The sequence below is a fragment of the Sulfitobacter maritimus genome, from assembly GCF_013346665.1.
GTDB lineage: Bacteria > Pseudomonadota > Alphaproteobacteria > Rhodobacterales > Rhodobacteraceae > Sulfitobacter > Sulfitobacter maritimus.
The window spans coordinates 24,356-49,220 of sequence record NZ_JABVBB010000018.1 but is presented as its reverse complement, the minus strand read 5'-3'; the positions used below and the strand labels follow the sequence as shown (position 1 = coordinate 49,220).

The window sequence follows — 24,865 nt, the reverse complement described above, 5'->3', positions numbered from 1 at the left end:
ACTTTAATACACCGGCGCTGCCTCACCCTGCGCCTGACGTCTTTCCTGACGCCAAAGCCGCAGCAGATGGCTGACGATCACCAGGTTCAACAGACCTACGGCCCCCGCGACGGCATAGGATGCGGTATAGTTCCCTGTCAGATCGTAGAGCGCTCCGGCCTGATAGCCGCCGATCGCATGGCCGAACCACCCGAACATGGTGACAATGCCAAAGGCAAAGCCCCGGTTATGGGGCGCAACAAGCGCACGGATGGACGCAAGGACCCCGGTCATGACGCCTGCATAACCGAACCCGTAAATCACCGCATAGATGTAGAAAACCTGCAATGTCTCGATCAGCACAAAGCCAAAGACAAGCGCGGTCATCCAAGCTGTCGCTGTCATATAGGCGGGCAGGGCGCCGATCACATCGGCCAGTTTGCCAAAGCCAAGCCGCCCGATGATCGCGACCAGCAACATGACGAAAATCACACTGCCAGCTTGGTCGGGCGCAAAGCCTCGGTCTTGGATCAGCGGCACAAGATGCATCAGCGGGACTGCCATACAGGTGCAGCACAGTATGATCGCGGCGCTAAGATGCACGATGACCACTTTGCTTGGCAGATAGGTTTCTGAGGGGGGCTGAGCGCCACCGTTGGTACCGGTGGCGACGGCAGGCGGCTGGCGCAGCAGGAAGCTCAGCGGCACCAGCGTCACCAATATAAACACACCCGTCGCCGCGAAAGCGCCGTCGATGCCGAAGGAGGTGATCAATATCGACGACACGAAAGGCACGCCACCTTGGCCCAGTGCCTGTCCCGCCGACGCGATCCCAATCGCGACACCGGCACCCACGGCGAACCAGTTGCCGACAGCCGCCATGATGGGCGGAAAAATGGCACCGGCGCCGAGAAATCCGGCGACGAAGAACAGCAAATAGAACTGCCAAAGCGCCGTAAGTGTCGAGGCCAGCAGATAGCATAGGCCCAGCATGACCGACCCAAACAAGACAACGGGTCGCGTGCCGTGACGGTCAGCTAGTGGCCCCATGATCAGCCCGCCAAAAGATAGGCCAAGAATGCCAAAGAGGTTGATTAACGTCGTATCGCCGCGCCCCCAGCCAAAGGTGTCATGCATCGGCACGATGAAGGCCGACATGCCGTTTACAATTGCCCCCATAGCAACAGCGAGGATGCAGGCCGAAGCGGTCACGATGACCCAGCGGTATGCAGGTTGAGAAAGGGCGGTGGTCATAGCAGGTCTGCCTTGGATGAAATCTAAAGTACAGCGTGTGGGCGAAGCGCGCGTCTGAGTTGGGTTTATTGAGGCGCGGCGGCAAAGGCCGCAGCGACAGCGTCGACGAAGAACTGCGCTTCCTCCTCTTGTAGCACAAGGGGCGGGCGGATTTTCAGAATATTAGCCCCCGGACCTGTTGCGCTGATCAAAACGCCATTGTTACGCAGGTGGTTGACCACGAAAGAGGCACAGGCCGCGTCGGGTTGGTTCGTCTCGCGCGATGTCACACATTCCACCGCCCAGAACAGCCCTGTGCCGCGCACATCACCGATCACAGGGTGTTTTGCCGCGATGTTTTCCAGCCCTTCCTTCAAAACAGCGCCCATCTTTAGCGCATGGTCCTGCAAGCCTTCGCCCTCAATCACATCAAGCACCGCCATGCCCGCCGCTGCTGCCACCGGGTTGCCGCCGAAGGTATTGAAGTAGCGACCTTTCTCACCAAACTCTTTAACCAGTTCCGGCCGCATTGCCGCGCCTGCCACCGGAAAGCCGTTGCCCATGGGTTTGCCCATCGTAACAATGTCCGGCACCAGCCCGTGCCGCTGAAAGCCCCAGAAGGTCTCTCCGGTCCGGGCAAATCCAGCTTGGACTTCATCAGCGATAAACAGACCGCCTTCGGCACGGATCAGATCGACGGCGGGCTGTAGGAACCCTGCCGGGCCGGGGTGCAGCCCATCGCTGGAAAAGATCGTATCGACGATAAAGGCGGCAGGTTCGATACCGTCCGCCCGCATCTGCGCAATGGCGCGGGCCAGATCAGCGGCAAGCTTTGCCCCCTGATCGGCGGCAGGAATGCGCAGACTGTCAGGCGCGTCGATCAAGCGAATCCGTGGTCCGCGCGGCGTGAAATCGCCCAACGAGGGGGACAATTCGGCCACCGCTTCGGTCAGACCATGATAGGCCAGCCGGGTGATAATTACACCCTGCCGCCCGGTATAGCTGCGGGCGATGCGCAGAGCGATGTCATTGGCCTCGGACCCGGTGCAGGTAAACATCGCATGACCAAGCGCATCTGGCATCGTGGCCAGTAGCCGCTCGGCATAGGTCACAACCCCTTCATGCAGATAGCGGGTGTGGGTGTTCAGGACGCCCAATTGCGCGGTGATGGCCTGCACCACATGCGGGTGGCAATGGCCGACCGAGGCGACATTGTTATAGGCGTCCAGATACTTACGCCCGTCCTTGTCCCAAAGCCAGACGCCTTTACCGCGCTGAATATGCAGCGGCTTTTCATAGAACAAACGATACGCCGGGCCGAGCGCCTTGGCGCGACGGTCAATCAGCGCTTTGTCATCGGTGTCAAGCGCCGTGCTGCGGCTGGTGTCATAGGCGTTGATCATGCTCATGGGGTCATTCCTTCTGCGCGGCGTTGTGCAGGGCGGTGATCGCGGCCTCATCGCCGAGAGTGTTCAGGGCCGCCAGCCCGCGTTCGGCGGCGGCGGCATTGCGCAGGATATAATCCGCGTTCTCGCAGTAACGCTCTGCGCGGGTGGCGCCGATGGCCAATGTGGTGGCATGGCGCAGACGGATCAGCAGTGGCAGCAGGGCAATTTCCTCCGCCTCCAACGGCAGTCGGGCGGCATAGCCCGCCACCATCTCGCACATCGCGCCGAGCGGATCGCTGCCCTCTGCGATATGATAGGAGCAGGCCACGGCGAGGTCACAGACAATCGGGGTGTGCACCATATCACCGAAATCAATCAGGCCTACGGGACGCGTGGCCTCAACCCCATCGACCAACAGGTTGTGCGGGTTGAAGTCGTTATGGACGACCTGCGCACGCAGATGGGGCAAACGGGGGGCGACCTCAGCGTCGAACCGATTGAGGATAACGTCCAGTTGCGCGCGCAGGTCTGGGTCTTGCACGGCGCTAAGCATGGGGCGCAGATGGGCCGCCTGTTTGATGTCCCATTGCAGGAAATGCCCGGCGGCGGGGTGGAAAAATCCGCGCAGGCCAAGGGTGACCCGCGCATGAAAATCGCCCAGAGCATGAAAGAGACCGGCGCGGGGCGTGGCATTGCTCAGGACCGTGCCTTCGAGAAATGTCATCAGCCGCACCACATGGCTTTGACCGTCCCGCGCCTGTGCGATTTCGCAGGCGTTCCCGTTCAAACTGCGACAGATGCGCTGGACGGGCAGGCTGGGGTCGGTCGCGGCCAGATGCATCAGGGCTGCGGTTTGCATGTCGGTCACCGCGCGGTCCTCGGCCGCATTGGTGATCTTGAGCAAAGCCGCATCACCCGAAGGCAGACGCAGAAGAAAGTTCGCGTCCTTTTCGGCGGTGAGCGTTTTGACCTCGCCGGAGATACCATAGTGGCGCTGTGCGATCTCGGCTGCCAGTGCGGTATCAATGGCGGGGGAGGCCTGCGCGAGCAGGTCAGCGTCAGCCGGGGGTGCGCTGACCGCCGCGCTGGTCAGAAACGGCGGCAGGCCATCCGACAAGGCGGTTTCGGCCTGCGTCATGGTGCGACATCCTCAGTCCCGCACCATTCGGCGATGAACAGCGCCATGGCTTGGGTGATCTTCTTCACCGAACTGAGGCTCACGGATTCATTGATCCCGTGGATGTTGCGCGATTTCGGCCCGTAGCAGAGCGCGGGGATTTTGTTGTACAGCGCATAGACCCGCGTATCGAGATAGCTCGGTGACATGAAGGATTGCAGCGGGGCGCCGATGGCGCTCTCATGGGCGCGTTCCAGAACGGCCTCGGCGTCGCTGCCCGGTTCCAGCACATAGCCTTCGGCGTGAAAGCCGTTGAACACCACCTTGGGCGGGTTGTTCGAAAGGAAGTTGTCGCTTTGGGCAAAGGCTTTGACCTGCTCGGTGATTTCGCGCGCGGCATCTTCGGCGCTGCGGCCCGGGTAGATCGAAACGCGGCAATCGATATTGCACCATGACGGCACGGAGGATGCCCAGTCGCCGCCTTCGATCTTGCCGATGTTGAGGTTGATCGGATGGGCTTCGTCTTCGAAATGGGGGTGTTGGCCTTTTTCGGCGTTCCACTCCGCCTCCATCTCGCGCAGGGCGGTAACGACGCGGGAGGCCGCATCGATGGCGTTTGCCCCTTCGCCCATTTCGCGCACATGGACCGGCACGCCGCGCACCTGCACCTGAAACCAGATGACCCCGGTATTGGCGCGGACCAGCATTTCCTCTTCCGGCTCGGGGATAAAGACCGCATCGGCGGTATAGCCTTGCAGGAAGGTCTGGAGCGCGCCGTTGCCGGTGGATTCTTCCTCCACCACGGACTGCACATAGACGGTGGCCGCCGGTTGCAGCCCGATGCGGCGTAGCGCGTCGAGCGCAAAGATATTCGCCGCAGCACCCGCTTTCATATCGCCCGCGCCCCGGCCATACATCCAATCGCCGTCGATCTTGGCCGAAAAGGGCGGGTCGTCCCACATGTCGTGCAGCCCCTCGGGGACCACGTCGAGATGGGATTGCAGGATCAGTGAGCGGCCAGCCTCGTTGCGCGGGCGGTGGATGCCCACGACGATAGGCGCGTCTGAATGATCGTCCGAATATTTCGAGCCGCCGGGATGCGCCTCAATCGCGGCGCGGTCCATCTTGAACCGGTCCATCGCGTAACCACGGCTCTGCAAACTGCGAAACAGCAGGTCTTGGATCGCATGTTCATGCCCGCGCAGGGAGGGGGTCTGCACCAACTGCTGGGTAAAGCGCACTTGCTCATCAAAACCGTCTTCGACAGCCTGAAGGATGCGGGATTTCAGATCAGGATCGAGGGTCATGTCGTGTCCTTTCAGAGGTTATAGCATCGCTTCGATGAGGAAGGGGCCCGGCTCTTTCGCGGCCTCCTCGATGGTGCGCATCAGGTCGGCAATGTCCTCAACCCGTTTGCCCGGCACGCCCATGCCCTTGGCCATGGCCACAAAGTCCAGCTCGGGGCGGTCAAGGTTGAGCATGCTCAGCGCGTCGGGGCCGGGCTGGGCGCCGACGTTGTGCAACTCACCCTTGAGGATCTCATAAGACTGGTTGGCAAGGATGATCGTGGTGACGTTGGAGTTCTCGCGCGCTTGGGTCCAGAGCCCTTGGATGGTGTACATGGCCGAGCCATCCGCTTGCAGTGTGATCACCGGGCGCTCCGGGCAAGCGATGGCCGCCCCGGCGGAGAGCGGGATGCCGATGCCGATCGATCCGCCAGTGATCGCGAGCCAAGAGTTCGGCGCGGCACTGTCACCGGCAGGGAAAGTGGCCCCGCCGGAGGACACCGCCTCATCCACCACGATTGCGTCTTCGGGCAGCGCGTTCGCCAGTGCGGCCCCGAGGTTTTGCAAGCTGATGCCACCCGCCTGCGGGGCCGCGGGCCGGTTGTGCTGAGGCGGCGTGGTGGCTTTCGCGCCGATCCGATCCGCCAGAGCGGCGATGGCTTCAGACCCGTCACCATCAACCGCCGCCAGTGTGACGGTATGGCAGTCGACCGGCAACAGCAGGCTCGGCTTGCCGGGATAGGCGAAAAAGGCAACGGGGGGCGGGGTTTCGATCAGGATCGCGCGGCTGTAGGGGGCAAGACACTGAAGCGCCGCGTCGATCGGGTAGGGAATCTTCCTGACTGTGAAGCGTCCCTGACCCCGCTCTAGACGGCGGTTCGAGGTTGGGGCGAGGATGTCGGCCCCGGTCTTTTCCGCGATGCCGTGCAGCAAGGCCATGGTTTCTTGGTTTTCCAGCACAGCGCTGCCGACCAGCAGAACGGTTTTCTCGCCGCTTTCCAGTGCGTTGATTGCCGCGTTGAGGGCGCGTTCATCCAAAGGGGCAGGGGCGGCGGGGGCGACGGCCTCAGCCATCTTGCCGCCCGCGTCCCAACCGATATCGGCAGGGGCGATGAGCGTGGCGATCTTGCCCGGTTTGCTTTGCGCCACAGCGAGCGCTGTCATCGCATCGGCGGCAAAACTGCCCGCATCACGGCCCGAACGGACCCAGTCGCTAAAGGGCGCGCAGGCGCCTTCGACATCTGCCGACAGAGGGGCGTCGTATTTCTGGTGGCGCAGCGCGTGGTCGCCCACAAGTTTCACCATTGGCACCCGTGCCTTGCGGGCGTTGTGCAGGTTGGCTGCGGCATTGGCAAAGCCGGGCGCGAGGTGCAGTAGGGTCACCGCTGGCTTCCCGGCCATACGCGCATAGCCATCCGCAGCGCCCGTCACCACGCCTTCGAACAAGCCCAAGACACAACGCATCAGTTTGGTGCGGTCCAGCGCGTCGACAAACTGCATCTCAGACGTGCCGGGATTGGCGAAACAAACCTCCACCCCGCCCGCGTGCAGGCTGCGCACGACGCTCTCGGCACCGTTCATCTCTTTAGGTGTCTCGCTCATGCTGTGGCCTCGCGGAATGTCGTGAGAAAGGCTTTGGCGTTGTCGGCCAAGGAGGGGCCAAGATAGCCGCCCTCCTGCACCAGCGCCGTGGGCAGGTTCAGCGCCGCCAAGCGCCGCGCCATTTCGGCAAAACCATCGGGGTAGACGTTCACAGCTGCGAGCGGATCATCAGCAGCCATGTCAAAGCCCAGTGAAACCACCAGCGCCTCGGCCCCAAAGTCGCGGATCGCGGCAATGCCTTTATCGAGCAACGCCAGCACATCGTCCTGGCTCGCCCCCTGTTCCAGCAGCAGGTTCAACGATTTGCCCGCGCCTTCGCCCTCTCCGGTTTCATCGGCGTGGCCGAGGTAGAAAGTGGGATAGGTCGCCGGGTCGGGGTGGAGCGAGCAGAAGAAGATGTCGCCGCGTTCATAAAGGATGTCGAGCGAGCCATTGCCCGTATGCACGTCCACGTCGATCAAGGCGACCTTCTTGTAGGTTTGGGTCAGGTGATGCGCCGCGATGCAGGCATTGTTAAAAAAGCAAAACCCGTTCGAGCAATCGCGCATCGCGTGGTGGCCGGGCGGACGGCACAGCGCATAAGTCGCACGCGCACCTGCCGCCACGGTTTCAGCGGCTTCCACTGCGGTTTGGGCCGACCAATAGGCGGCATCCCAAGAGCCTTCGGTCAGCGGGGTTGAAGTGTCCGTCATCCACCAGCCCAACTGGCCGTGAATGTCCTTCGGTTCTTTCCCGCGCCGCACGCCGGGGTGCATTGTGGGAATCGCTAGCGCATCGGGGCCCGCGCTTTCGACGAAACGCGCATGGGCGTCAGGCAGGAAGTCCACGTAATCGGGGTTGTGCACGGCCTTGATGGGGGCAATGCCGTGGTCTTGCGGCTTGGTGATCTCAAACCCTTCGCCGATTAACATATCGCGTAGAATTTCAGCACGTTGTGGCTGTTCTTGATGCGGCATCGCCGCGCCGCGCCGGAAGTAGTGGGTTGGTGCGTGGCCAAGCTGGCGTTCGTCGAAAAAGACTTTCATCACATTCCCTGTGGTCTGATGCTGTTGCGGCGGAGCATTGCAGTTTTAATTTGCAGGCTCAATAGAAATGATGCATCATGCATCAAAACTGGTCGCGGTTTGACCAGTAAGAACGAGGGCGCGATGGCCGAGATCAGTCAAGTTTCATTGGGCGATGCGATTTATGATCGGGTCTGTCAGGACTTGGTCGAAGGCAAGCTTTGTCCCAATGAAAAGGTCACAATTCGCGGTTTGTCAGAGCGCCTTGGCACCAGTTCGACCCCGGTGCGCGATGCGGTGCAGCGGCTTTTGCGGGATGAGGCGTTGGTGCAGCGCAGCGTGCGCGATGTGCGCGTGCCAGTTCTGACCAAGCCGCAATATCTGGAAATCGCAAGCATCCGCCGCGAGCTGGAGGGTTTCGCCGCAGGCCGTGCCGCCGAGATGGTTGGCCCCAAGGAAATCCGTCACCTTAAAAAGATCGTTGAGCGCAATGAGACCGCAGCCCTTGCAGGGCGTTGGCCGCAGGCGGTGAAATACAATCAGGAGTTCCACTTCGCGCTGGCCGAAGCTGCGGAGATGCCCATCTTGCTGTCGATTCTCAGCGGTCTTTGGTTGCGCATGGGGCCACTGATTGCCGGGTATTACGCGCGCGAGAAAGTCGGACTGGTTCGACATCATCAGGCCATTATTGCAGCCTGTGAGAATCGCGATCCCGCGGCCGCTGCCGCGGAAATGCGCGCAGACATAGATGACGCAAAGGAGGGGATCATCAGATACATTGAAACGTTCACCGCAGATGAATGAGCGCTCCAACCTCTGCCCATCACGCGGGATCGCACCACCCGAAAGAGCCGACGCAAGATCGGACTTCGCGGAACGAAATTTAACTGAAAACCAATGGGGATTTACATGCTGAAAACCACCAAACTAACCGCAGCCGTTCTGGCGCTGGCACTTGCCGGTCCGCTGGCCGCACAAGAGGGCGCGCCGAAATCCGGCGGCACGCTGAACGTCGTGATCCAGCCAGAACCGCCCAGCTTGATGCTCGGCCTTGTGCAGAACGGCCCGACACAGATGGTCGGCGGCGATATCTATGAAAGCCTGCTGCGCTATGATTTTAATCTGAAGCCCGAAGGGCAGTTGGCGGAATCTTGGGAGATTTCGGAAGACGGCAAGACCTATACCTTCAAACTGCGCGAAGGTGTGGTGTTCCATGATGGGGAGCCTTTCACCTCGGAGGATGTTGAATTCTCCATGGATAAGTTCCTGCGCGAAAGCCATTCGCGGATGCGCACCTATATGGAGCATGTCGAAAGCATTGAGACGCCGGATGACCACACGGTTGTTTTTAACCTTAAGCAGCCCTTCGGCCCCTTCATTGGCATCTTTGAGCCCGGCACCGCGCCGATGATCCCAAAGCACATCTACGAAGGCACGGATTTCGCGAACAATGAGGCGAACAACACGCCCATCGGCACCGGCCCCTTCAAGTTCGACAAATGGGAAAAGGGCAGCTTCATCCATCTGGTGAAGAACGAAGACTACTATATGGAGGGCAAGCCCTACGTTGACGAAGTCTATTACCACGTGATCCCCGATGCCGCCTCGCGCGCCGTGGCCTATGAGACCGGCAAGGTTGACGTGCTGCCCGGCGGCTCGGTTGAGAACTTCGACGTGGCGCGTATTCAGGCGATGGACAACACCTGCATCACTGACAAGGGCTGGGAATACTTCGGCCCGCTGTCTTGGATGTGGGTGAACAACGACAACAAGCCGCTTGACGATGTGAAGGTGCGCAAGGCGATCATGCACGCTGTTGACCGCCAGTTCGCCAAAGACGCACTGTGGAACGGGTTGGGCAAAATCGCCACCGGCCCGCTGTCCTCCTCCACCCGTTTCTATGACGGAGACACGCCGGACATCTCCTATGATCCGGAAAAGGCCAAAGCGTTGCTCGAAGAAAGCAGCTATGATGGCGAAACCATCCGTATTCTGGGTCTGCCCTATGGGGAGACTTGGCAGCGCTGGGCCGAGGCGGTCAAACAGAACCTGAGCGAGATCGGCATGAAGACCGAGATCGTGCCGTCGGACGTGGCGGGCTGGAACCAGAAGGTCGCGGACCGCGACTATGATCTCGCCTTTTCCTATCTGTACCAATACGGCGATCCGGCGCTCGGCGTGTCCCGGACCTATATGGGTGACAATGCCGCCCCCGGTTCGCCTTGGAACAACGTGGCGAACTATCAAAACCCTGAGACGGACAGACTGTTCGCCGAAGCGGCGTTGATGGCCAGCCCCGAAGAGCGCAAGGCGGCCTATAAGGAAATCCAAGACAAAATCGTCGAAGATGTGCCCAACATCTGGCTTTTGGAACTGGGCTTCCCCACGATCTACCGCTGCGACATCAAGAACCCCGTCAACACCGCCTTTGGCGTGAACGACGGTTTCCGTGACGTCTGGATCGACAGATAAAAAGAGCGACAACGCTCAAGGCCCGAGCCGTTTTGGCGGCTCGGGCGCAATTTAGAACAAAACGGGGCGGATAGCGTGATACGTTTCATATTGGGCAGGTTGATCAAGGCAGTGTTTATCCTGCTGGCGATCCTTGTCTTCAATTTCCTGCTGATCCATGCGGCACCGGGTGACCCTGCGGCGGTCATGGCGGGCGAAGCCGGGGCGGCGGACGAGAAATTCCTTGCAGACCTGCGGGCGCGTTTCGGGTTGGACCAACCGCTCTACATGCAGTTGTGGCTTTATATCAAAGGCGCGGTGCAGCTTGATCTGGGCTATTCCTTCCGCCAGCAGATGCCGGTGGCCGAGATGATCGGCGACCGCTTGCCAGCGACTCTTTTGCTGACTGGCGTGGCCTTTGTGCTGTCGCTGGTGCTGGGCGTGACCGCCGGTGTCGCGGCCTCCGCCCGGCAGGGGCGGTGGGGTGACACGATCATCTCGACCTTCGCGCTGCTGTTCTATGCCACGCCGCTGTTCTGGGTGGCGCTGATGGCAACGCTGGTCTTTTCTGTCTGGCTCGAATGGCTGCCGGGTTTTGGCTATTCCACCATCGGGGCGGGCTATACGGGCATGGCTCATGTGCTGGATGTGGCCAAACACCTCGTGCTCCCGGCTACCACTCTGGGGCTGTTCTTTACAGCGATCTACATGCGCATGACGCGGGCTTCGATGCTCGAAGTCTCCCGGCTCGATTTCGTTAAAACGGCCCGCGCAAAGGGGCTGACCCGCGGTGTGATCCAGCGGCGGCACATCCTGCGCAACGCGCTCTTGCCGGTGATCACGCTCGCCGGGCTTCAGGCCGGGCAAATCTTTGGCGGGGCCATCCTGACCGAGACGGTCTTTGCCTGGCCCGGCATCGGGCGGCTGATGTTCGAGGCGATCAACCAGCGGGATTACAACGTGATCCTCGGGGTCTTTTACATCTCGGCGGCCATGGTGCTGCTGTTCAATCTGATCACGGATGTCATCTATGTCATTGTTGATCCGCGGATAAGGCTGACGACATGATGAGCTTTTGGAAACGTTTCAGCTATAACCGTGGCGCGGTCATTGGTCTGGTGATCCTGACCTTTGTGATTGTCGCCGCCGTCCTTGCGCCCATCCTCTTCCCGCAAAGCCCATGGAAAATGGTGCAGCGTCCCTTCCTGCCGCCATTCACGCAAGACGGCTTGCTTTTGGGCACCGATGCGCTTGGCCGCGACGTTCTGGCGGGGCTGGCCCATGGGGCTTACGTGAGCCTGCTGGTCGGGCTGGTCTCAACCATTGTGGCGCTGGCCATCGGCGTGCCAGTGGGGGCTGCGGCGGGGTATTTCGCCGGTCGGATCGACGACGCGCTCATGCGCTTTACCGAGTTCTTCCAGACCATCCCCAGTTTCGCCTTAGCAATCGTGCTTCTGGCGATTTTTCAGCCCAGCCTGACTTTTGTGATCATCGCGATCTCTATCGTGTCATGGCCCCCGGTGGCGCGTCTGGTGCGGGGCGAGGTGCTGTCGCTCAGAACCCGTGAGTTTGTCGAGGCGGCGAGCCTGTCGGGTCTGGGCAACCTCCAGATCATCACCCGCCACATCCTGCCCAACGCGCTGCCGCCGATCATCGTGCTGGCCTCGCTCATGGTGGCGCAGGCGATCTTGCTGGAAAGCTCGCTGTCCTTTCTGGGGCTGGGCGATCCGAACATCATGTCTTGGGGCTATATGATCGGGGCCGCGCGCACCGTGATCCGCACCGCATGGTGGCTGTCCTTCCTGCCGGGCATGGCGATCCTTTTGACCGTGCTGGCGCTGAACTTGATCGGCGAAGGCCTGAACGACGCGCTGAACCCGCGATTGACGAGGAAATCCGAATGACCCTGCTTAGCATCCGTGACCTGTCCATCGCTCTGCCGGTGGGGGCCGATAGGCTCTATGCTGCGAAGGACATCAATTTCGACCTCGCCCCGGGCGAAATCCTCTGCATCGTTGGCGAAAGTGGGTCGGGCAAATCCATGTCCGCCAATGCGGTGATGGGGCTGCTGCCGCAGGGGGTTCGGCCTGACAAAGGCAGCATCACATTTGACGGCCAGTCGATCCTTGGCCTGTCCGAGAAAGAAATGCTGAAGCTGCGCGGCAGCCGCATCTCGATGATCTTCCAAGAACCGCTCAGCGCGCTAAACCCGCTGATGCGTGTCGGTGCGCAGATCGCGGAGGTGTTCGAGGCCCATGGCGCGCTCACCGGAGCCGAGCGTCGGGCGCGGGCGCTGAAACTGCTAGAGGAAGTGGGCATTCCTGATCCCGAAGCGGCGATCCGGGCTTATCCGTTCCAACTGTCGGGCGGACAGCGCCAGCGGGTGATGATCGCCATGGCCTTGGCGCTGGAGCCGGATATTCTCATCGCAGATGAGCCGACCACCGCGCTCGATGTGACCACGCAGGCGCAGATACTCAAACTGATCGAAGACCTGCGGCGCAAACGCGGCATGGCGGTGATTTTCATCACCCATGACTTTGGCGTGGTGGCCGATATCGCCGATCGGGTGATCGTCATGAAAAAGGGCGAGATCGTCGAGGCTGGCCCGGCCCAGGAGGTGCTGCTCAAACCCCAGCACCCCTACACCCGCGCCCTGATCGACGCGATCCCCCGGTTGACCCAGACCGACGCGCCTGAGCAAGTCGAACGCAAACCGCTGCTGAAAGTCGAAGGGCTGCAAAAGACCTTCTCGACCGGCTCTGGCACGCTCTTTGGCAAGCGCCGGGTGGTGAAGGCCGTCCAAGACGTGAGCTTTGACCTCTACGCAGGTGAAACCATTGGTATCGTTGGAGAGTCCGGGTCGGGCAAATCTACTGTCGGGCGCTGTCTGGTGCGGCTGCTGGACCCTGATGGGGGCCGGGTGCTGATGGATGGCGTAGATATCGCAGATATGTCAGGCGCAGACCTGCGCGCGCAGCGGCGTAAGTTGCAGATGATCTTCCAAGACCCGTTTTCCTCGCTCAACCCGCGCGCCCGTGTGTCGCGTATCCTCACCGAAGGGCTGATCGCCTATGGCACGCCCGAGAAAGAGGCCAAGGCCAAGGCGCGTGAGTTGCTCGAACTGGTCGGGCTGGACGAAAGCGCGATGAAACGCTTCCCGCATGAGTTTTCGGGCGGGCAACGGCAGCGGATCGGCATCGCCCGCGCGCTAGCGCTGGAGCCTTCGATCATCATCGCGGATGAGGCTGTCTCGGCGCTGGACGTCTCCATTCAGGCGCAGGTGCTCGACCTGCTGGCTGAGTTGAAAACCCGGCTCAATCTCTCGATGCTCTTTATCACCCATGACCTGCGCGTGGCGGCCCGGATTTGCGACCGGATCATCGTCATGCAAAAGGGCCAGATCGTCGAAGCGGGACCGGTCAGCAAAGTGCTGCACGACCCCGATACCGCCTATACGCGCAGCCTGCTCGACGCTATTCCGGGACAGGAATATGAACGCGCCTTGGCTCAAGCCGAATAGGGCGCGAGTTATCAAGTCTCACGCCAAAGATGGAACATCAGATGAGCAATATGGCGCAGGGCCAAAAGACGCTTCTATTGACAGGAGCAAGCCGGGGCATCGGCCATGCCACGGCGAAAACCTTTGCAGAGAATGGCTGGCGCGTTATCGGCTGCTCGCGGCAGGCATTCTCGCCCGAATGTCCTTGGCCGGGCGGGGCGCAGGATCATGTGCAGGTCGATCTGAGCGATCCTAACAAGACGATTGATGCGGTTGAGCGGATCAAGGGATTGCTGAACGGGCAACCGCTGCATGCGCTGGTCAATAACGCGGGCATTTCGCCGAAAGACGCGAACGGCGGTCGGCTCAACACGCTCGACACCGATCTGCGGGTCTGGGGCGAAGTCTTTCACGTCAATTTCTTTGCCTCCGTGGTCCTTGCGCGTGGGTTGCGCGATGAATTGTCCCTTGGCCGCGGTTCGGTCGTGAATGTGACCTCCATTGCGGGATCGAGGGTGCATCCCTTTGCGGGCGCTGCCTATGCCACTTCCAAGGCCGCACTGGCCGCGCTGACCCGCGAAATGGCGCATGATTTCGGGCCGCTCGGCGTTCGGGTCAATGCCGTGGCCCCCGGCGAGGTTGAAACCGCGATTCTGAGCGAGGGGACTGATAAGATCGTCGAAACCGTGCCGCTGCGCCGCTTGGGCCAGCCCGAAGAAGTCGCCCGCGCGATCTATTTTCTCTGCACCGACGCGAGCTCTTATGTCTCTGGCACGGAGATTGAAGTGAACGGCGGTCAACACGTCTGAGGGCCGAAATGCCCCTTTGGATGCTCTAATACCGGCGTTTTTGCTGCTCGGCGTGGCGTTATTGGCAGCGCACACTTGACTTCCGTAGCCGCAAAATGTGTACCTGCGCGAAACCAGAATTAGCCCTAGGAAGGGACCATCATGCACGCCTATCGCAGCCATACCTGTGCCGATTTGAGCCTTGAGAACAAAGGCGACAACGTTCGTCTGTCCGGCTGGGTTCACCGGGTGCGAGATCACGGCGGCGTTCTTTTCCTCGATCTGCGCGATCATTACGGCATCACCCAAGTGATTTGCGACCCCGACAGCCCGGCCTTTGCCGAGATGGAAAAGGTGCGTGCGGAATGGTGTGTGCGCATCGACGGGACGGTCAAGGCACGCGACGAAAGTCTGGTAAACCCCAAGCTGCCGACGGGTGAGATCGAAGTCTACGCCCGCGACATCGAAGTGCTGGGTGCTGCGGCCGAACTGCCGCTGCAAGTCTTTGGCGATCAAGAATACCCCGAGGAAACCCGCCTGCGCTACCGCTACCTCGACCTGCGCCGCGAAAAGATGCAGCAGAACATGACCCTGCGCTCGGACGTCGTGGCGTCGATCCGCAAGCGCATGTGGGACCAGAACTTCCGCGAGTTCCAGACGCCGATCATCACGGCTTCCTCCCCCGAAGGCGCGCGTGATTTTCTCGTGCCTTCGCGGCTGCATCCGGGCAAGTTCTACGCCCTGCCGCAGGCCCCGCAGCAGTTCAAACAGCTGCTCATGGTCTCGGGCTTTGACAAATATTTCCAGATCGCGCCCTGCTTCCGCGACGAAGACCCGCGTGCCGACCGTTCGCCCACCGATTTCTACCAGCTTGACATGGAGATGTCCTTTGTCACCCAGCAGGACGTTTTCGACACGATCCAGCCGGTGATCGCGGGTATTTTCGAAGAGTTCGGTGGCGGCAAGAAAGTCGACGAGACTTGGGAGCAGATTTCCTACAAAGACGCGGCGCTGTGGTATGGCTCTGACAAGCCCGACCTGCGCAACCCGATCAAGATGCAGGTGGTCTCCGAGCATTTCCGCGATTCCGGCTTTGCGATCTTCGCCAAACTGCTGGAGCAGGAGGGCACCGAAATCCGCGCCATTCCCGCACCGACAGGCGGCAGCCGCAAGTTCTGTGACCGCATGAACGCTTTCGCGCAAAAAGAAGGGCTGCCTGGCATGGGCTATATCTTCTGGCGCGATCAGGGCAACGGCATGGAAGCGGCTGGCCCCTTGGCCAAGAACATTGGCCCTGAGCGCACCGAGGCGATCCGCCAGCAGCTTGGCCTTGAGGTGGGCGATGCGGCCTTCTTCCTCGGCGGTAAACCGAAATCGTTTGAATCCGTCGCAGGCCGCGCGCGGAATGTGATCGGCGAAGAACTGGGCCTGACCGACAAGGACCGTTTCGCTTTCGCATGGATCGTAGATTTCCCGATCTACGAAAAAGACGAAGAGACCGGCAAGATCGACTTTGAGCACAACCCCTTCTCCATGCCCCAAGGTGGGATGGAAGCGTTGCAAGGCGATCCGTTGGAGGTGCTTGGTTATCAGTATGACCTTGCCTGTAATGGTTATGAGCTGGTGTCTGGTGCGATCCGGAACCACAAGCCCGAGATCATGTTCAAAGCCTTCGAGATTGCGGGCTACGGCGAGGACGAGGTCCGCAAGCGCTTTGGCGGTATGGTTAACGCATTCCAATACGGCGCTCCGCCCCACGGCGGTTGCGCGGCTGGTATCGACCGGATCGTGATGCTGCTGGCGGAAGAGGCCAACATCCGCGAGGTTATCCTCTTCCCGATGAACCAGCGCGCCGAAGATCTGATGATGGACGCCCCAAGCGAGCCAACGAGCGATCAGTTGATGGAGTTGGGTCTGCGGGTGATCCCACAAGACTAAGCGCTCGCCCTTCGGGCCGGCAGAGATGAAAAACGCACCGGCGAAGGCCGGTGCGTTTTTTGTTTGTGTGTCGTGATTAGTCTTCCAAACTGTCTTCGCGCTTTTTTTCGATCAGTTTGGCTTCCTTGTCCTTGCGCTTGAGAAAAGCCTCGCCAAACTTATCGTTGTCCTCTTCACCGATCACCTTCTTGGCGCGGGCAAACAGCTCTTCTTCTTCCTCGTCCATGTGATGTTCGTAGTCGTGTTTCAACTTCTTGAACGTGGTGAGCCATGCGGATGAGGACATATCGGTCTCTCGCAACTCTTCCATCAGGTCATCAAGCTGCTGGTGCTCATGCACCGAATGGCGGGCGTGGTCCTGACCCCAGGTTTCCGACATCAGTTTGGAATAAAAGGTTTCTTCTTCCGCCGCCGCATGGGATTTCACGTCGTTGTAAAATTTGTCCCAAGCCTCGCGGCGCTCGGCGCTGTCGCCTTCGGTGTCGGCAATGGTGTTGAGCAGGGCGCGGTGATCGTCGTGATCGTCTTTGATCGCATCGTAAATGGAGGGCATTGCAATATCCTTTGGTGGTTCTTTTAAGATAACGCCAAAGCCTGCTGCCAGTTCCCCCGCTAGAAGATCGCGCCGCTTGGGGCGGAGCTTGCCACCTCTTGGATGATGCCACCCGCCTTGGCGTGGAGCGCTGCCAGTATTACCACGAAAAGTCCGAAGGCATTGGCGCTGAGCACGATCCAATCGACCGGTTTCGACTCGGCTAAGGCTTGCTCTCGCTCTTTTGTCTGGCTCATATCCCACCCCATTCCGCCGGTCCTTTACAGGCAACATAAAGATGGATGCTGAATGTGGCGTGAATGTGGGGTGGTTTCGTTTCTTTCGCGGTGTTTGTTTTGGGGCAAAGGCGGTTGCACGGCGACGCCGCTGAAAATGCGCCTGCCCTAGGTGTATATCCAAGAGCGGGGTTCTCCTGACCGCTTCAAAACCGGGAGGGGGCGACAAACGCCCCCCTCTGTTAGATCGCCATTTTCTCTGAAAGCCGATGTTGGATCATGCCGGCCAGTGCCGCAGTCTCCGAACTTGCGGGCTGTCCAAGTGCCCGCTTATGGGCCAAAGCCCGCGCCGCGGCCTCTAGCACGTTATCATCTGCCGCACGCGCCACCCCGCAGAGAAATTGCGCAACGTAATCGAGCGCGTGTTCATCAGGTGGGTCTTCCAGCACATCCGCGATATGGGCCATATCGTCCTGATAGGCGATCCGGTCGGGTGCCACGATCTCATCCGGCAGCACACGCGGCCCCATGGGGCGGCGGTGGCTGGGCAGGGTCGATAGGATCGCCTCTTGAAAAGACGAGAGCGAGGTGATCGGTTTGGCCAAGAACCCATCGACCCCAGCTGCCCGGGCGTCCGGTTCCATATGGCTATCGCCGGAAATGGCAATAATCGCCTCGATTCGCGGCTGGCTTTGCGTCAGTTCTGCGATCAAATCAAGCCCGCTGCCATCGGGCAAACCAAGATCGACGAGCGCGACCGAGGGGCGGTACACCTGCAAATGGCGCCGCGCCGAGCGCAAACAGTCGGCCCGGCGGATACGCGCCCCGGACCGCAGACAAAGCAGCCGCAACGCCTCACAAGCGAAGCGGCTGTCTTCGACCACCAGAATGGTCAGGCCCAAGAGGGGCCGCGCTGCCGTAGGGGCAGGGGTTGTTTTCGCAAAAGGGTCGATATCGTCCATGATCACCTCCAACAGCATCCGCGTTGCCATGGTTACGCCGCGTTGCCTAACGACGCGTTAACGTGACGCATTGTCGTTCAGCGGATCGGGGGGCATATTGCGGCCAACTCAGCAGGAGAACCCAGAATGATCGGACGTCTTAACCACGTGGCCATCGCGGTGCCGGACCTCGACGCGGCGGCGGAACAGTATCGCTACGCGCTTGGCGCCAAGGTGGGGGCGCCGCAGGAAGAGCCAGATCACGGCGTCACCGTGATCTTTATCGAACTGCCAAACACCAAGATCGAATTGTTGCATCCTTTGGGCGATGACAGCCCAATCAACGGCTTTCTTGAGAAGAACCCGGCCGGGGGCATCCACCACATTTGCTATGAGGTCGATGACATCATCGCTGCGCGGGACCATCTGAAATCCACCGGCGCGCGGGTGCTGGGCAATGGTGAGCCTAAGATCGGCGCCCATGGCAAGCCGGTGTTGTTCCTGCATCCTAAAGACTTCAATGGCGCGCTCGTCGAGCTTGAGGAGGTCTGAGCATGGGTATCGTTTCAGGGCTGGTTCTCTTTGCCGTCATCTGGTCCATGACATTTATGATCGCGCTGCCCATCCGTGTGCAGACCCAAGGGGACCTTGGCGCGGTTGTGCCCGGCACCCATGCAGGCGCGCCGGAGCATCATCATCTGGGGCGTAAAGCGCTTTGGACCACGCTTATTGCTGTGATCCTCTGGGCGATCTGCGCCACGATCATCCTGTCGGGCTGGATCACCGTTGCGGATATCGAAGGCTGGCTGCATCCGAATGCGGCACCAGGGCATGGTACAGGTGGGTAAAGGTCGCCGCGCCTAAGATCGGCACCAATAGGTTGATGAGCGGCACCGACAGCGGCACCGCCATCAGCACCCCCGCCATCCAGATCGTACCGGCATGACGGCGGCGCAGGCGTTTTGCCTCAGCCCGGTCATGGCGGCGTAGGGCGGCGAGGGTGAAATACTCTCGGCCCAGCAGAAAGCCGTTCAGCCCCCAGAAGATAAAAGGCGCGGCGGGGGTGAAAAGCAGGTAGAGAACAAGCGCCAGCAGGTTCGCCCCAACCAGCACGCCAAGGAAGTTGACCGCATCGCGTATGGAATCGCCCAAGCTCAAACGGTGGGCTGCGGGCAGGGCCGGGTAATGCACTTCCTCTACAGCATCGGCCACATCATCCAAAAACATGGATGATATCGCAGAGGCGACCGGGATCATCAGAAACACCGAAAGCCCCAGCAACAGCAGCAAGGCGCCCCAGCTGAGTACATCATCGAGCCAATGGACCTCGCCCAAACCGGGCAGTGTGGCGTTTTCGGGGGTGATCCAGCCCACCAGATAGGCAAAGCCTGCCGTTGCCGCGATCAGCAGCGCCAGTGAAAGGCCCACGCCGAGCAGCAGCACCCGCCGAAAGCGGCTGTCGCCTAATTGGCCGAGCGCACCCGTGAAGGACCGCAGGATGACCCCTAGAGCCATGTGGCGATCCGGTCGATGTCCGGGCGCGGGCGCTCGGGTGGGGCGGTGGTTTCGGTGCCGATATGGATGATGCCCGCGATGCGCTCATGCGGTTCCAGCGCGAGACCCTCTTCCATAAAGCCGCGGTCATGGCTCGGCCAGCCGGTCAGCCAATTGGCCCCCCAGCCCGCCGCCAATGCGGCGTTAAGCAGCGCCAGACAGACAGCACCCGCAGAGTAGGTCTGCTCAAGGGGCGGGATCTTGGGCGAGGGTTTTTGCACCTCGATCACGGCCACCGCAAGATGCCCCTGATCGAACTGGCTACGGCCCTTGGCGATGTCGGTGTCTGGCAGGCCAAGCGCCGCGCCACGTGCGTCAACAAGGCGGGCCATACGCGCCATCGCCGCTTTGTCGATGACGATGAACCGCCAAGGCTCAAGCTTGCCGTGGTCCGGTGTGCGTGCGGCAGCGGTCAGCAAAGGACGCAACTCTTCAGCATCAGGCACCGGCGGGCAGAGTGTTTTTGCAGGGCGCGAGCGGCGGCTTTGCAGAAAGGCGAGGGCAGCGGGATCGGCAGTGGGCATAACAGTCACCTATAAGACCAGTTGCCGCGCCATATCGTCAATTGACTGGCGCAGAAAGGCATCAAAATCGGGCGCGGGTTGGCGGATATTAAAGGACCGCGCCAGTGGATCGGGGGCCGTGGTTTTGCTGTCAGCCAATGCAGCAATAGTGGCATGACCGCAAAAGGGAACATAGGCCTCAGAATAGCCGCCTTCATGCACCATCACCAGCTTGCCGCCGCACAGCTTTGCCGCAGTCTCGCGGATGCGGCGGGTCATCTCGGCAAAGGTTTCAGCCGTGGCCTGCATCCGGGCGAGCGGATCAATAATGGCCGCGTCATAGCCGCAGGCGACGATGATCATGTCGGGGTTGAAGGCCTCAATCGCCGGGATCACCACCCGATCCATCGCATGGAGATAGGCGGTATGGCCCGACCCTGCGTGCATCGGCAGATTGAGGTTATAACCCTCACCCGCGCCGCGCCCGCGATCCTCCAGCGCGCCGGTGTCGAGCGGGTAGTTCCCCTGCTGGTGCAGCGAGATCGTCAGCACATCGTCACGGTCATAGTAGATCGCTTCAGTGCCATTACCGTGATGCACGTCCCAATCCAACACCACCAAACGTTTCGCCAGACCTTTGGCCTGTGCGGCCTCAATCGCAACGGGGATATTTGCGAGCAGACAAAAACCGTTGGGATCATCCGGCAGACAGTGATGCCCTGGCGGGCGGCTGAGCGCATAGGCGTTGTCCAGCGCTCCTGTCGCTACCGCGTCCACCGCAGCAATCGCGAGACCGGCAGAAAGCGCGGCCAGCTCAAACCCGCCTTTGCCAAAGGGCACACAGCGGCCCAACTCGCCACCGCCATTGTCTGACAGGCGTTTGAACTCTTTCAGATAGCTTTCTGGGTGAATGCGCGCCAAGGCCTCATAGCTCGCAGGCGCGGCGCTGCTGGTTTGCAACTCTGCCAAAAGACCGGTCACATCGAGCAGATTTTTCAGCCGTCGTTTTGTCTCGGGATTTTCGGGCAGGCCACCGGCGGCCATGGGCTGCACCAGCCCGCCCGCTGGTAGGGTGAAAACATAGTTCCCCCCTGCGTGCCAAAAGCAGGATTCGTCCCAGTAAAAGCCTGTGGCCATTGTATTCCCCCGTCGTTGTTCGAAGGGAAACTGGCGCAGGGGCGAAGGATTGTCCATGGGGCGGGCGGGATAGAACGCGGGTGTGGTGTTTGGGGGCGCAGGTTGCGCAGCGGTATTTAAGAAAGGATGAAGGGAAGGGCGGAGGTGCGTAATGGGATGCGTTCCGCGTCTGTGGAGGAGGCCGCAGGTTGCGCAGCGGTATTTAAGAAAGGATGAAGGGAAGGGCGAGGGCGCGTAATAGGATGCGTTCAGCGTCTGTGGAGGGGCGGCAGGTTGCGCGGCGTCTGCGATTTTGAAAGCTGCAGACGATGGCGGCGCCTAAGCGCCGACCATGCCGATGATTTCATAGGTGCGTTTGAGGATCGGGGCCGTGATCTCGCGGGCTTGTTCGGCGCCGCGGGCAAGGATGCGGTCGATCTCGACCTCATCGGCCATTAAGCGAGACATCTCGGCTGTGATGGGGCCCATTTTTGCTACGGCAAGGTCTGCGAGGGCGGGTTTGAATGTGCCGAATTGCTGGCCGCCGACTTCGGCAAGCACTTGATCGACGGTTTGGTCGCTGAGGGCTGCGTAGATGTTCACGAGGTTGCGCGCTTCGGGGCGGTCCTTGAGGCCGTCGGCTTCGGACGGCAGCGCGTCTGGATCGGTCTTGGCTTTGCGGATCTTCTTGGCAATGGTGTCGGCGTCGTCGGTCAGGTTGATCCGGCTCGCGGGAGAAGGGTCGGACTTTGACATCTTCTTGCTGCCATCGCGCAGGGACATGACGCGGGTGGCGGCGCCTTCGATCACCGGCTCGACCAAGGGGAAGAAATCGACGTCATAGTCGTGGTTAAATTTCGCCGCGATGTCGCGGGTGAGTTCGAGGTGCTGTTTCTGGTCCTCGCCCACCGGGACATGGGTGGCGTGGTAGATCAGGATGTCGGCGGCCATCAGGGCGGGGTAGGCGAATAGGCCAAGGGAGGCGGCTTCGGCGTTTTTGCCGGCCTTGTCCTTCCATTGCGTCATACGGCCCATCCAGCCCATGCGGGCGACGCAGTTGAACACCCATGCCAGTTGCGCGTGTTCAGGCACTTGGCTTTGGTTGATCAGGATGGATTTTTCCGGATCGATGCCTGCGGCGATGAATCCGGCGCAGAGCTCGCGTGTGCTTTTCTTCAGGTCCGCCGGGTCTTGCCAGACGGTGATCGCATGTAGGTCGACCATGCAGTAGATCGACTGCACGCCCTGTTCTTGTGCATCGGCAAAGCGTTTGAGCGCGCCGAGATAGTTGCCCAGATGCAGGTCGCCTGAGGGCTGAATGCCGGAAAACACGCGCGGGGTGAACTGGTTCTCTGACATGGAACGTACCTCTGGGCTGGAAAGTCTTGCGCGGCAGGCTTACTTCTGGCCGCGAACCCCGTCAAGGAGCGCCCATGCAAGACCCTGATCTTCAGCCCCCCGTGAATCCTCTGCCGCCTGCGGTTGTCCTGCTTTTTCTGGCCATCGCTGGGGTCGAGGTGGTGCTTTCCCTGGCCGAAGCCGGGCTGGTTGGGGGCCCCGGTGCCGTAGGTTGGCGGCTGGGGCTGGTGCGCGACTATGGGTTTTCGGGGTTGATCTTTGACGCGATGATCGGCGCGGGGCAGTACCCCGTTGAGCATATCTGGCGCTTTGTGACCTATCCGTTCATTCATCTGGGCTTCACCCATGCGATCTTTGCCGTGGTGTTGCTCTTGGCCTTGGGCAAGATGGTGGCCGAGGCGATGGGGCAGGTGGCCTTTGTGGTGATATTTGTGCTTTCGGGCGTGGGTGGCGCGCTGGCCTATGGGGCGCTGCTCAATGATCCGGTCTGGCTGGCCGGGGCCTATCCCAATGTTTACGGGCTGATTGGCGGGTATAGTTTTGTCATGTGGCGGCGGCTGATTGGGTCGGGCGAGCCCCAGTATCAGGCGTTTACCTTGATTGCGCTGTTGATGGGCTTGCAGCTGTTCTGGGGCATTTTCTTTGAAGCGGGCCTGTTGTGGGTGGCGGAACTGGCTGGGTTCTTTTGTGGCTTTGGCCTGAGCTTTCTGCTCGCGCCCGGTGAGTGGGCGCGGCTGAGGGCGCGGTTGCAGCAGCGTTAACCGCGCCGCATCGCGCCCTTGAACTCGGACAGGCGGAAGGCCCCAATGAGCTGGCCGATGCCAAAGTAGCTGACAGCGCCAATCGCGATCAGCAAGACCAGCGCCAGCCCGCGCCACCATGGCAGGCCTAGCATCGGCTGTAGTGCGGCGTTGCCCAGCCAGAGCGCGCCGCCCATTGCTGCGGAGGCGAAGAGAATACGCCAGATGCGTTTGTGGAACCGCGCATCGAACTTGGCCGCCGCGCCGTAGCGCCTTGCGCCGATAGCGAGGCAGGCGAACATGGTCCAGCCTGCAAGCGTCGCGGCGATGGCGGGGGCGAGCCAGCCGACCCAAGGGGCGAGCCCGACGGCGAGGGCGGCGTTCACCACCATGGCGACCACGGCGAAGTGGAACGGGCGGCGGGTGTCTTCGCGGGCGAAATAGACGGGCTGCAGGATTTTCTGCAGCACAAAGGCGGGCAGGCCAAGGCCATAGACCATTACCGCTGTGGCGATGGCGGCGGTGTCATCGACATTAGAGGCCCCGCGTTCGAACAGGACAGTGACCAGCGCGAAGGGGATAACGATTAGCGCCACGGCTGAGGGGATCGTCAGCGCGAGCGAAATTTCTGCGGCGCGGCTGAGCGCGGTTTGCGCGCCGTCGTCGTCACCCGCCCGCAGGCGGCGCGACAGGTCAGGCAGCAGCACAATGCCTACTGCGATGCCCACCACACCCAGCGGCAGTTGGTACAGCCGGTCGGCGGCGAAGAGCCAAGAGACGGCTTTTTCATATTGGCTGGCGACTAGCTGCCCGACCACAAGGTTGATCTGCATCACGCCGGAGGCCAAGGCGGCGGGCAGGGCGATCATAATCATGGCGCGCATGTCGGGGGTCCAGCGCGGGCGCGAGGGGCGCAGCGCGAAACCTGCCTCCGCTGCCGCACGCCATGTCAGCGCCAGTTGCGCTACACCTGCCAACGGGATCGACCAGACCAGCCAAAGTGCGACTTCGCCGCCTATGAAGGCCGCAATGCTCATGGCCGCGATGACAAAGATGTTCAGCAAGACAGGCGCGGCGGCGGCCACGGCAAAGCGGCCTGTGGCGTTCAGGATGCCCGAGAACAGCGCGGCCAGCGACATGCAGAGGATATAGGGGAAGGTGATCCGGCCAAAGCCCACCGTCAGGTCAAAACGTTCGTCGCCGGTAAAGCCTTCGGCGGTCAGCCAAACCAGACCGGGCATGAAGATCATGCCAAGAGCCGTCAGCACCAGAACCACCATCGCCAGCCCGTTAAAGGCATCGCGGGCAAAGGTGCCGGCGCCTTCCTCACCCTCCAGCTTTTTGGCGAACATCGGCACGAAGGCTGCGTTGAACGCACCTTCGGCGAAGAAGCGGCGGAACATATTGGGCAGGCGGAAGGCGGCCACGAAGGCGTCCATCACCGGGCCGGGGCCGATCAAGGAGAGCAGCAGCACTTCGCGCAGAAAGCCGAGCACGCGGCTGAGTAAGGTCCAGACACCGACAGTGAAAAAGCCGGACATAAGACGGATAGGTTTCATCGGGGGAGCCTTAAGTTGCGCTGCACCGTCCCTAGCG

The 24,865-nt window shown here is 61.0% G+C and carries 24 protein-coding genes and 1 pseudogene; 11 read left to right on the top strand and 14 right to left on the bottom strand.

Annotation, left to right across the window (positions count from 1 at the left end; all coding sequences use genetic code 11):
* Positions 1-3: 3 nt before the first annotated feature.
* Positions 4-1,233 carry an MFS transporter gene (locus tag HTT03_RS00840; protein WP_174857986.1) on the bottom strand — a complete coding sequence of 410 codons (1,230 nt, stop codon included), beginning with the start codon at positions 1,231-1,233 and terminating at the stop codon, positions 4-6.
* A gap of 65 nt (positions 1,234-1,298) precedes the next feature.
* The gene (locus tag HTT03_RS00835) at positions 1,299-1,805 is read right to left on the bottom strand and encodes an aminotransferase class III-fold pyridoxal phosphate-dependent enzyme (RefSeq protein ID WP_174857985.1); all 507 of its coding nucleotides are present in this window, start codon (positions 1,803-1,805) and stop codon (positions 1,299-1,301) included.
* A 106-nt stretch (positions 1,806-1,911) separates the two neighbouring features.
* Here HTT03_RS00835 and HTT03_RS00830 point away from each other — a divergent pair.
* Positions 1,912-2,008, top strand: a pseudogene (locus tag HTT03_RS00830).
* 617 nt (positions 2,009-2,625) lie between these two features.
* On the opposite strand, the gene HTT03_RS00825 reads toward HTT03_RS00830, so the two are convergent.
* From HTT03_RS00825 to HTT03_RS00810, 4 genes are read right to left on the bottom strand one after another with little or no spacing between them, the layout of a single operon-like run.
* Positions 2,626-3,738, bottom strand: a complete 1,113-nt coding sequence (locus HTT03_RS00825) for a phosphotransferase (protein ID WP_174857984.1) — start codon at positions 3,736-3,738, stop codon at positions 2,626-2,628.
* Entirely contained in the window at positions 3,735-5,024 is a 1,290-nt protein-coding gene (locus HTT03_RS00820) for an ArgE/DapE family deacylase (protein ID WP_174857983.1), read from the bottom strand. Before HTT03_RS00820 ends, HTT03_RS00825 begins: the two co-directional genes overlap by 4 nt.
* Positions 5,025-5,042: 18 nt before the next feature.
* Positions 5,043-6,605: an acetolactate synthase large subunit gene (locus HTT03_RS00815; protein WP_174857982.1), complete on the bottom strand. Its 1,563-nt coding sequence runs from the start codon at positions 6,603-6,605 to the stop codon at positions 5,043-5,045.
* Positions 6,602-7,630: a histone deacetylase family protein gene (locus HTT03_RS00810; protein ID WP_174857981.1), complete on the bottom strand. Its 1,029-nt coding sequence runs from the start codon at positions 7,628-7,630 to the stop codon at positions 6,602-6,604. The genes HTT03_RS00815 and HTT03_RS00810 overlap by 4 nt, the downstream gene beginning before the upstream one ends.
* A gap of 123 nt (positions 7,631-7,753) precedes the next feature.
* Between HTT03_RS00810 and HTT03_RS00805 the strand changes: the two genes are divergently transcribed.
* The 7 genes from HTT03_RS00805 (at position 7,754) to aspS (ending at position 16,288) form a co-directional block, all read left to right on the top strand.
* The gene (locus tag HTT03_RS00805) at positions 7,754-8,413 is read left to right on the top strand and encodes a GntR family transcriptional regulator (protein ID WP_246253312.1); all 660 of its coding nucleotides are present in this window, start codon (positions 7,754-7,756) and stop codon (positions 8,411-8,413) included.
* Positions 8,414-8,506: 93 nt separating this feature from the next.
* Positions 8,507-10,081: an ABC transporter substrate-binding protein gene (locus HTT03_RS00800; RefSeq protein ID WP_174857980.1), complete on the top strand. Its 1,575-nt coding sequence runs from the start codon at positions 8,507-8,509 to the stop codon at positions 10,079-10,081.
* 75 nt (positions 10,082-10,156) lie between these two features.
* Positions 10,157-11,128 (top strand): ABC transporter permease subunit, encoded by a 972-nt coding sequence (locus HTT03_RS00795; protein ID WP_174857979.1) that lies wholly within the window; start codon positions 10,157-10,159, stop codon positions 11,126-11,128.
* Positions 11,125-11,964 carry an ABC transporter permease gene (locus tag HTT03_RS00790; RefSeq protein ID WP_217482689.1) on the top strand — a complete coding sequence of 280 codons (840 nt, stop codon included), beginning with the start codon at positions 11,125-11,127 and terminating at the stop codon, positions 11,962-11,964. Before HTT03_RS00795 ends, HTT03_RS00790 begins: the two co-directional genes overlap by 4 nt.
* Positions 11,961-13,583 carry an ABC transporter ATP-binding protein gene (locus tag HTT03_RS00785; protein ID WP_174857978.1) on the top strand — a complete coding sequence of 541 codons (1,623 nt, stop codon included), beginning with the start codon at positions 11,961-11,963 and terminating at the stop codon, positions 13,581-13,583. Before HTT03_RS00790 ends, HTT03_RS00785 begins: the two co-directional genes overlap by 4 nt.
* 29 nt (positions 13,584-13,612) lie before the next feature.
* Positions 13,613-14,371 carry an SDR family NAD(P)-dependent oxidoreductase gene (locus HTT03_RS00780; RefSeq protein WP_425506270.1) on the top strand — a complete coding sequence of 253 codons (759 nt, stop codon included), beginning with the start codon at positions 13,613-13,615 and terminating at the stop codon, positions 14,369-14,371.
* Between the two features lie 141 nt (positions 14,372-14,512).
* Positions 14,513-16,288, top strand: a complete 1,776-nt coding sequence (aspS, locus tag HTT03_RS00775) for an aspartate--tRNA ligase (RefSeq protein WP_174857976.1) — start codon at positions 14,513-14,515, stop codon at positions 16,286-16,288.
* 76 nt (positions 16,289-16,364) lie between these two features.
* Here aspS and HTT03_RS00770 read toward each other — a convergent pair whose 3' ends face one another.
* From HTT03_RS00770 to HTT03_RS00760, 3 genes are all read right to left on the bottom strand, one after another.
* Complete coding sequence (locus tag HTT03_RS00770; RefSeq protein ID WP_174857975.1) at positions 16,365-16,841, bottom strand: hemerythrin domain-containing protein; 477 nt, start codon at positions 16,839-16,841, stop codon at positions 16,365-16,367.
* Between the two features lie 59 nt (positions 16,842-16,900).
* Complete coding sequence (locus tag HTT03_RS00765) at positions 16,901-17,077, bottom strand: hypothetical protein (RefSeq protein ID WP_174857974.1); 177 nt, start codon at positions 17,075-17,077, stop codon at positions 16,901-16,903.
* A gap of 221 nt (positions 17,078-17,298) precedes the next feature.
* Positions 17,299-18,018 (bottom strand): response regulator, encoded by a 720-nt coding sequence (locus tag HTT03_RS00760; RefSeq protein ID WP_174858005.1) that lies wholly within the window; start codon positions 18,016-18,018, stop codon positions 17,299-17,301.
* A gap of 126 nt (positions 18,019-18,144) precedes the next feature.
* Here HTT03_RS00760 and mce point away from each other — a divergent pair, with 126 nt between their 5' ends.
* Both mce and HTT03_RS00750 read left to right on the top strand, forming a co-directional pair.
* A complete protein-coding gene (gene mce / locus HTT03_RS00755; protein ID WP_174857973.1) occupies positions 18,145-18,549 on the top strand; it encodes a methylmalonyl-CoA epimerase in 405 nt (134 codons plus the stop codon).
* 2 nt (positions 18,550-18,551) lie between these two features.
* The gene (locus tag HTT03_RS00750; protein WP_174857972.1) at positions 18,552-18,845 is read left to right on the top strand and encodes a DUF1467 family protein; all 294 of its coding nucleotides are present in this window, start codon (positions 18,552-18,554) and stop codon (positions 18,843-18,845) included.
* Here the strand turns inward: HTT03_RS00750 and HTT03_RS00745 are convergent.
* The 4 genes from HTT03_RS00745 to trpS form a co-directional block, all read right to left on the bottom strand.
* Positions 18,778-19,512, bottom strand: a complete 735-nt coding sequence (locus HTT03_RS00745; protein ID WP_174857971.1) for an EI24 domain-containing protein — start codon at positions 19,510-19,512, stop codon at positions 18,778-18,780. The genes HTT03_RS00750 and HTT03_RS00745 overlap by 68 nt on opposite strands.
* Positions 19,503-20,075, bottom strand: a complete 573-nt coding sequence (locus HTT03_RS00740) for a nitroreductase family protein (protein ID WP_174857970.1) — start codon at positions 20,073-20,075, stop codon at positions 19,503-19,505. Before HTT03_RS00740 ends, HTT03_RS00745 begins: the two co-directional genes overlap by 10 nt.
* A 9-nt stretch (positions 20,076-20,084) precedes the next feature.
* The gene (locus HTT03_RS00735; protein WP_174857969.1) at positions 20,085-21,191 is read right to left on the bottom strand and encodes a class II histone deacetylase; all 1,107 of its coding nucleotides are present in this window, start codon (positions 21,189-21,191) and stop codon (positions 20,085-20,087) included.
* 318 nt (positions 21,192-21,509) lie between these two features.
* Positions 21,510-22,529: a tryptophan--tRNA ligase gene (gene trpS / locus HTT03_RS00730; protein ID WP_174857968.1), complete on the bottom strand. Its 1,020-nt coding sequence runs from the start codon at positions 22,527-22,529 to the stop codon at positions 21,510-21,512.
* Between the two features lie 74 nt (positions 22,530-22,603).
* Here trpS and HTT03_RS00725 point away from each other — a divergent pair, with 74 nt between their 5' ends.
* Positions 22,604-23,290, top strand: coding sequence for a rhomboid family intramembrane serine protease (locus tag HTT03_RS00725; protein ID WP_174857967.1), 687 nt, complete (start codon positions 22,604-22,606; stop codon positions 23,288-23,290).
* Here the strand turns inward: HTT03_RS00725 and murJ are convergent.
* The gene (gene murJ, locus HTT03_RS00720) at positions 23,287-24,828 is read right to left on the bottom strand and encodes a murein biosynthesis integral membrane protein MurJ (protein ID WP_174857966.1); all 1,542 of its coding nucleotides are present in this window, start codon (positions 24,826-24,828) and stop codon (positions 23,287-23,289) included. The genes HTT03_RS00725 and murJ overlap by 4 nt on opposite strands.
* Positions 24,829-24,865: the final 37 nt, after the last annotated feature.

What these genes read in the sequence shown, in the direction of transcription:
- HTT03_RS00815 (WP_174857982.1), bottom strand. Translation starts at nt 6,605, where the DNA reads ATGAGCGAGACACCTAAAGAGATGAACGGTGCCGAGAGCGTCGTGCGC.
- HTT03_RS00820 (WP_174857983.1), bottom strand. Translation starts at nt 5,024, where the DNA reads ATGACCCTCGATCCTGATCTGAAATCCCGCATCCTTCAGGCTGTCGAA.
- HTT03_RS00800 (WP_174857980.1), top strand. Translation starts at nt 8,507, where the DNA reads ATGGGGATTTACATGCTGAAAACCACCAAACTAACCGCAGCCGTTCTG.
- HTT03_RS00745 (WP_174857971.1), bottom strand. Translation starts at nt 19,512, where the DNA reads ATGGCTCTAGGGGTCATCCTGCGGTCCTTCACGGGTGCGCTCGGCCAA.
- HTT03_RS00825 (WP_174857984.1), bottom strand. Translation starts at nt 3,738, where the DNA reads ATGACGCAGGCCGAAACCGCCTTGTCGGATGGCCTGCCGCCGTTTCTG.
- HTT03_RS00770 (WP_174857975.1), bottom strand. Translation starts at nt 16,841, where the DNA reads ATGCCCTCCATTTACGATGCGATCAAAGACGATCACGACGATCACCGC.
- HTT03_RS00780 (WP_425506270.1), top strand. Translation starts at nt 13,613, where the DNA reads ATGGAACATCAGATGAGCAATATGGCGCAGGGCCAAAAGACGCTTCTA.
- HTT03_RS00740 (WP_174857970.1), bottom strand. Translation starts at nt 20,075, where the DNA reads ATGCCCACTGCCGATCCCGCTGCCCTCGCCTTTCTGCAAAGCCGCCGC.
- HTT03_RS00760 (WP_174858005.1), bottom strand. Translation starts at nt 18,018, where the DNA reads ATGGACGATATCGACCCTTTTGCGAAAACAACCCCTGCCCCTACGGCA.
- mce (WP_174857973.1), top strand. Translation starts at nt 18,145, where the DNA reads ATGATCGGACGTCTTAACCACGTGGCCATCGCGGTGCCGGACCTCGAC.
- HTT03_RS00810 (WP_174857981.1), bottom strand. Translation starts at nt 7,630, where the DNA reads ATGAAAGTCTTTTTCGACGAACGCCAGCTTGGCCACGCACCAACCCAC.
- HTT03_RS00805 (WP_246253312.1), top strand. Translation starts at nt 7,754, where the DNA reads ATGGCCGAGATCAGTCAAGTTTCATTGGGCGATGCGATTTATGATCGG.
- HTT03_RS00785 (WP_174857978.1), top strand. Translation starts at nt 11,961, where the DNA reads ATGACCCTGCTTAGCATCCGTGACCTGTCCATCGCTCTGCCGGTGGGG.
- aspS (WP_174857976.1), top strand. Translation starts at nt 14,513, where the DNA reads ATGCACGCCTATCGCAGCCATACCTGTGCCGATTTGAGCCTTGAGAAC.
- HTT03_RS00790 (WP_217482689.1), top strand. Translation starts at nt 11,125, where the DNA reads ATGATGAGCTTTTGGAAACGTTTCAGCTATAACCGTGGCGCGGTCATT.
- HTT03_RS00750 (WP_174857972.1), top strand. Translation starts at nt 18,552, where the DNA reads ATGGGTATCGTTTCAGGGCTGGTTCTCTTTGCCGTCATCTGGTCCATG.
- HTT03_RS00840 (WP_174857986.1), bottom strand. Translation starts at nt 1,233, where the DNA reads ATGACCACCGCCCTTTCTCAACCTGCATACCGCTGGGTCATCGTGACC.
- trpS (WP_174857968.1), bottom strand. Translation starts at nt 22,529, where the DNA reads ATGTCAGAGAACCAGTTCACCCCGCGCGTGTTTTCCGGCATTCAGCCC.
- HTT03_RS00765 (WP_174857974.1), bottom strand. Translation starts at nt 17,077, where the DNA reads ATGAGCCAGACAAAAGAGCGAGAGCAAGCCTTAGCCGAGTCGAAACCG.
- murJ (WP_174857966.1), bottom strand. Translation starts at nt 24,828, where the DNA reads ATGAAACCTATCCGTCTTATGTCCGGCTTTTTCACTGTCGGTGTCTGG.
- HTT03_RS00735 (WP_174857969.1), bottom strand. Translation starts at nt 21,191, where the DNA reads ATGGCCACAGGCTTTTACTGGGACGAATCCTGCTTTTGGCACGCAGGG.
- HTT03_RS00725 (WP_174857967.1), top strand. Translation starts at nt 22,604, where the DNA reads ATGCAAGACCCTGATCTTCAGCCCCCCGTGAATCCTCTGCCGCCTGCG.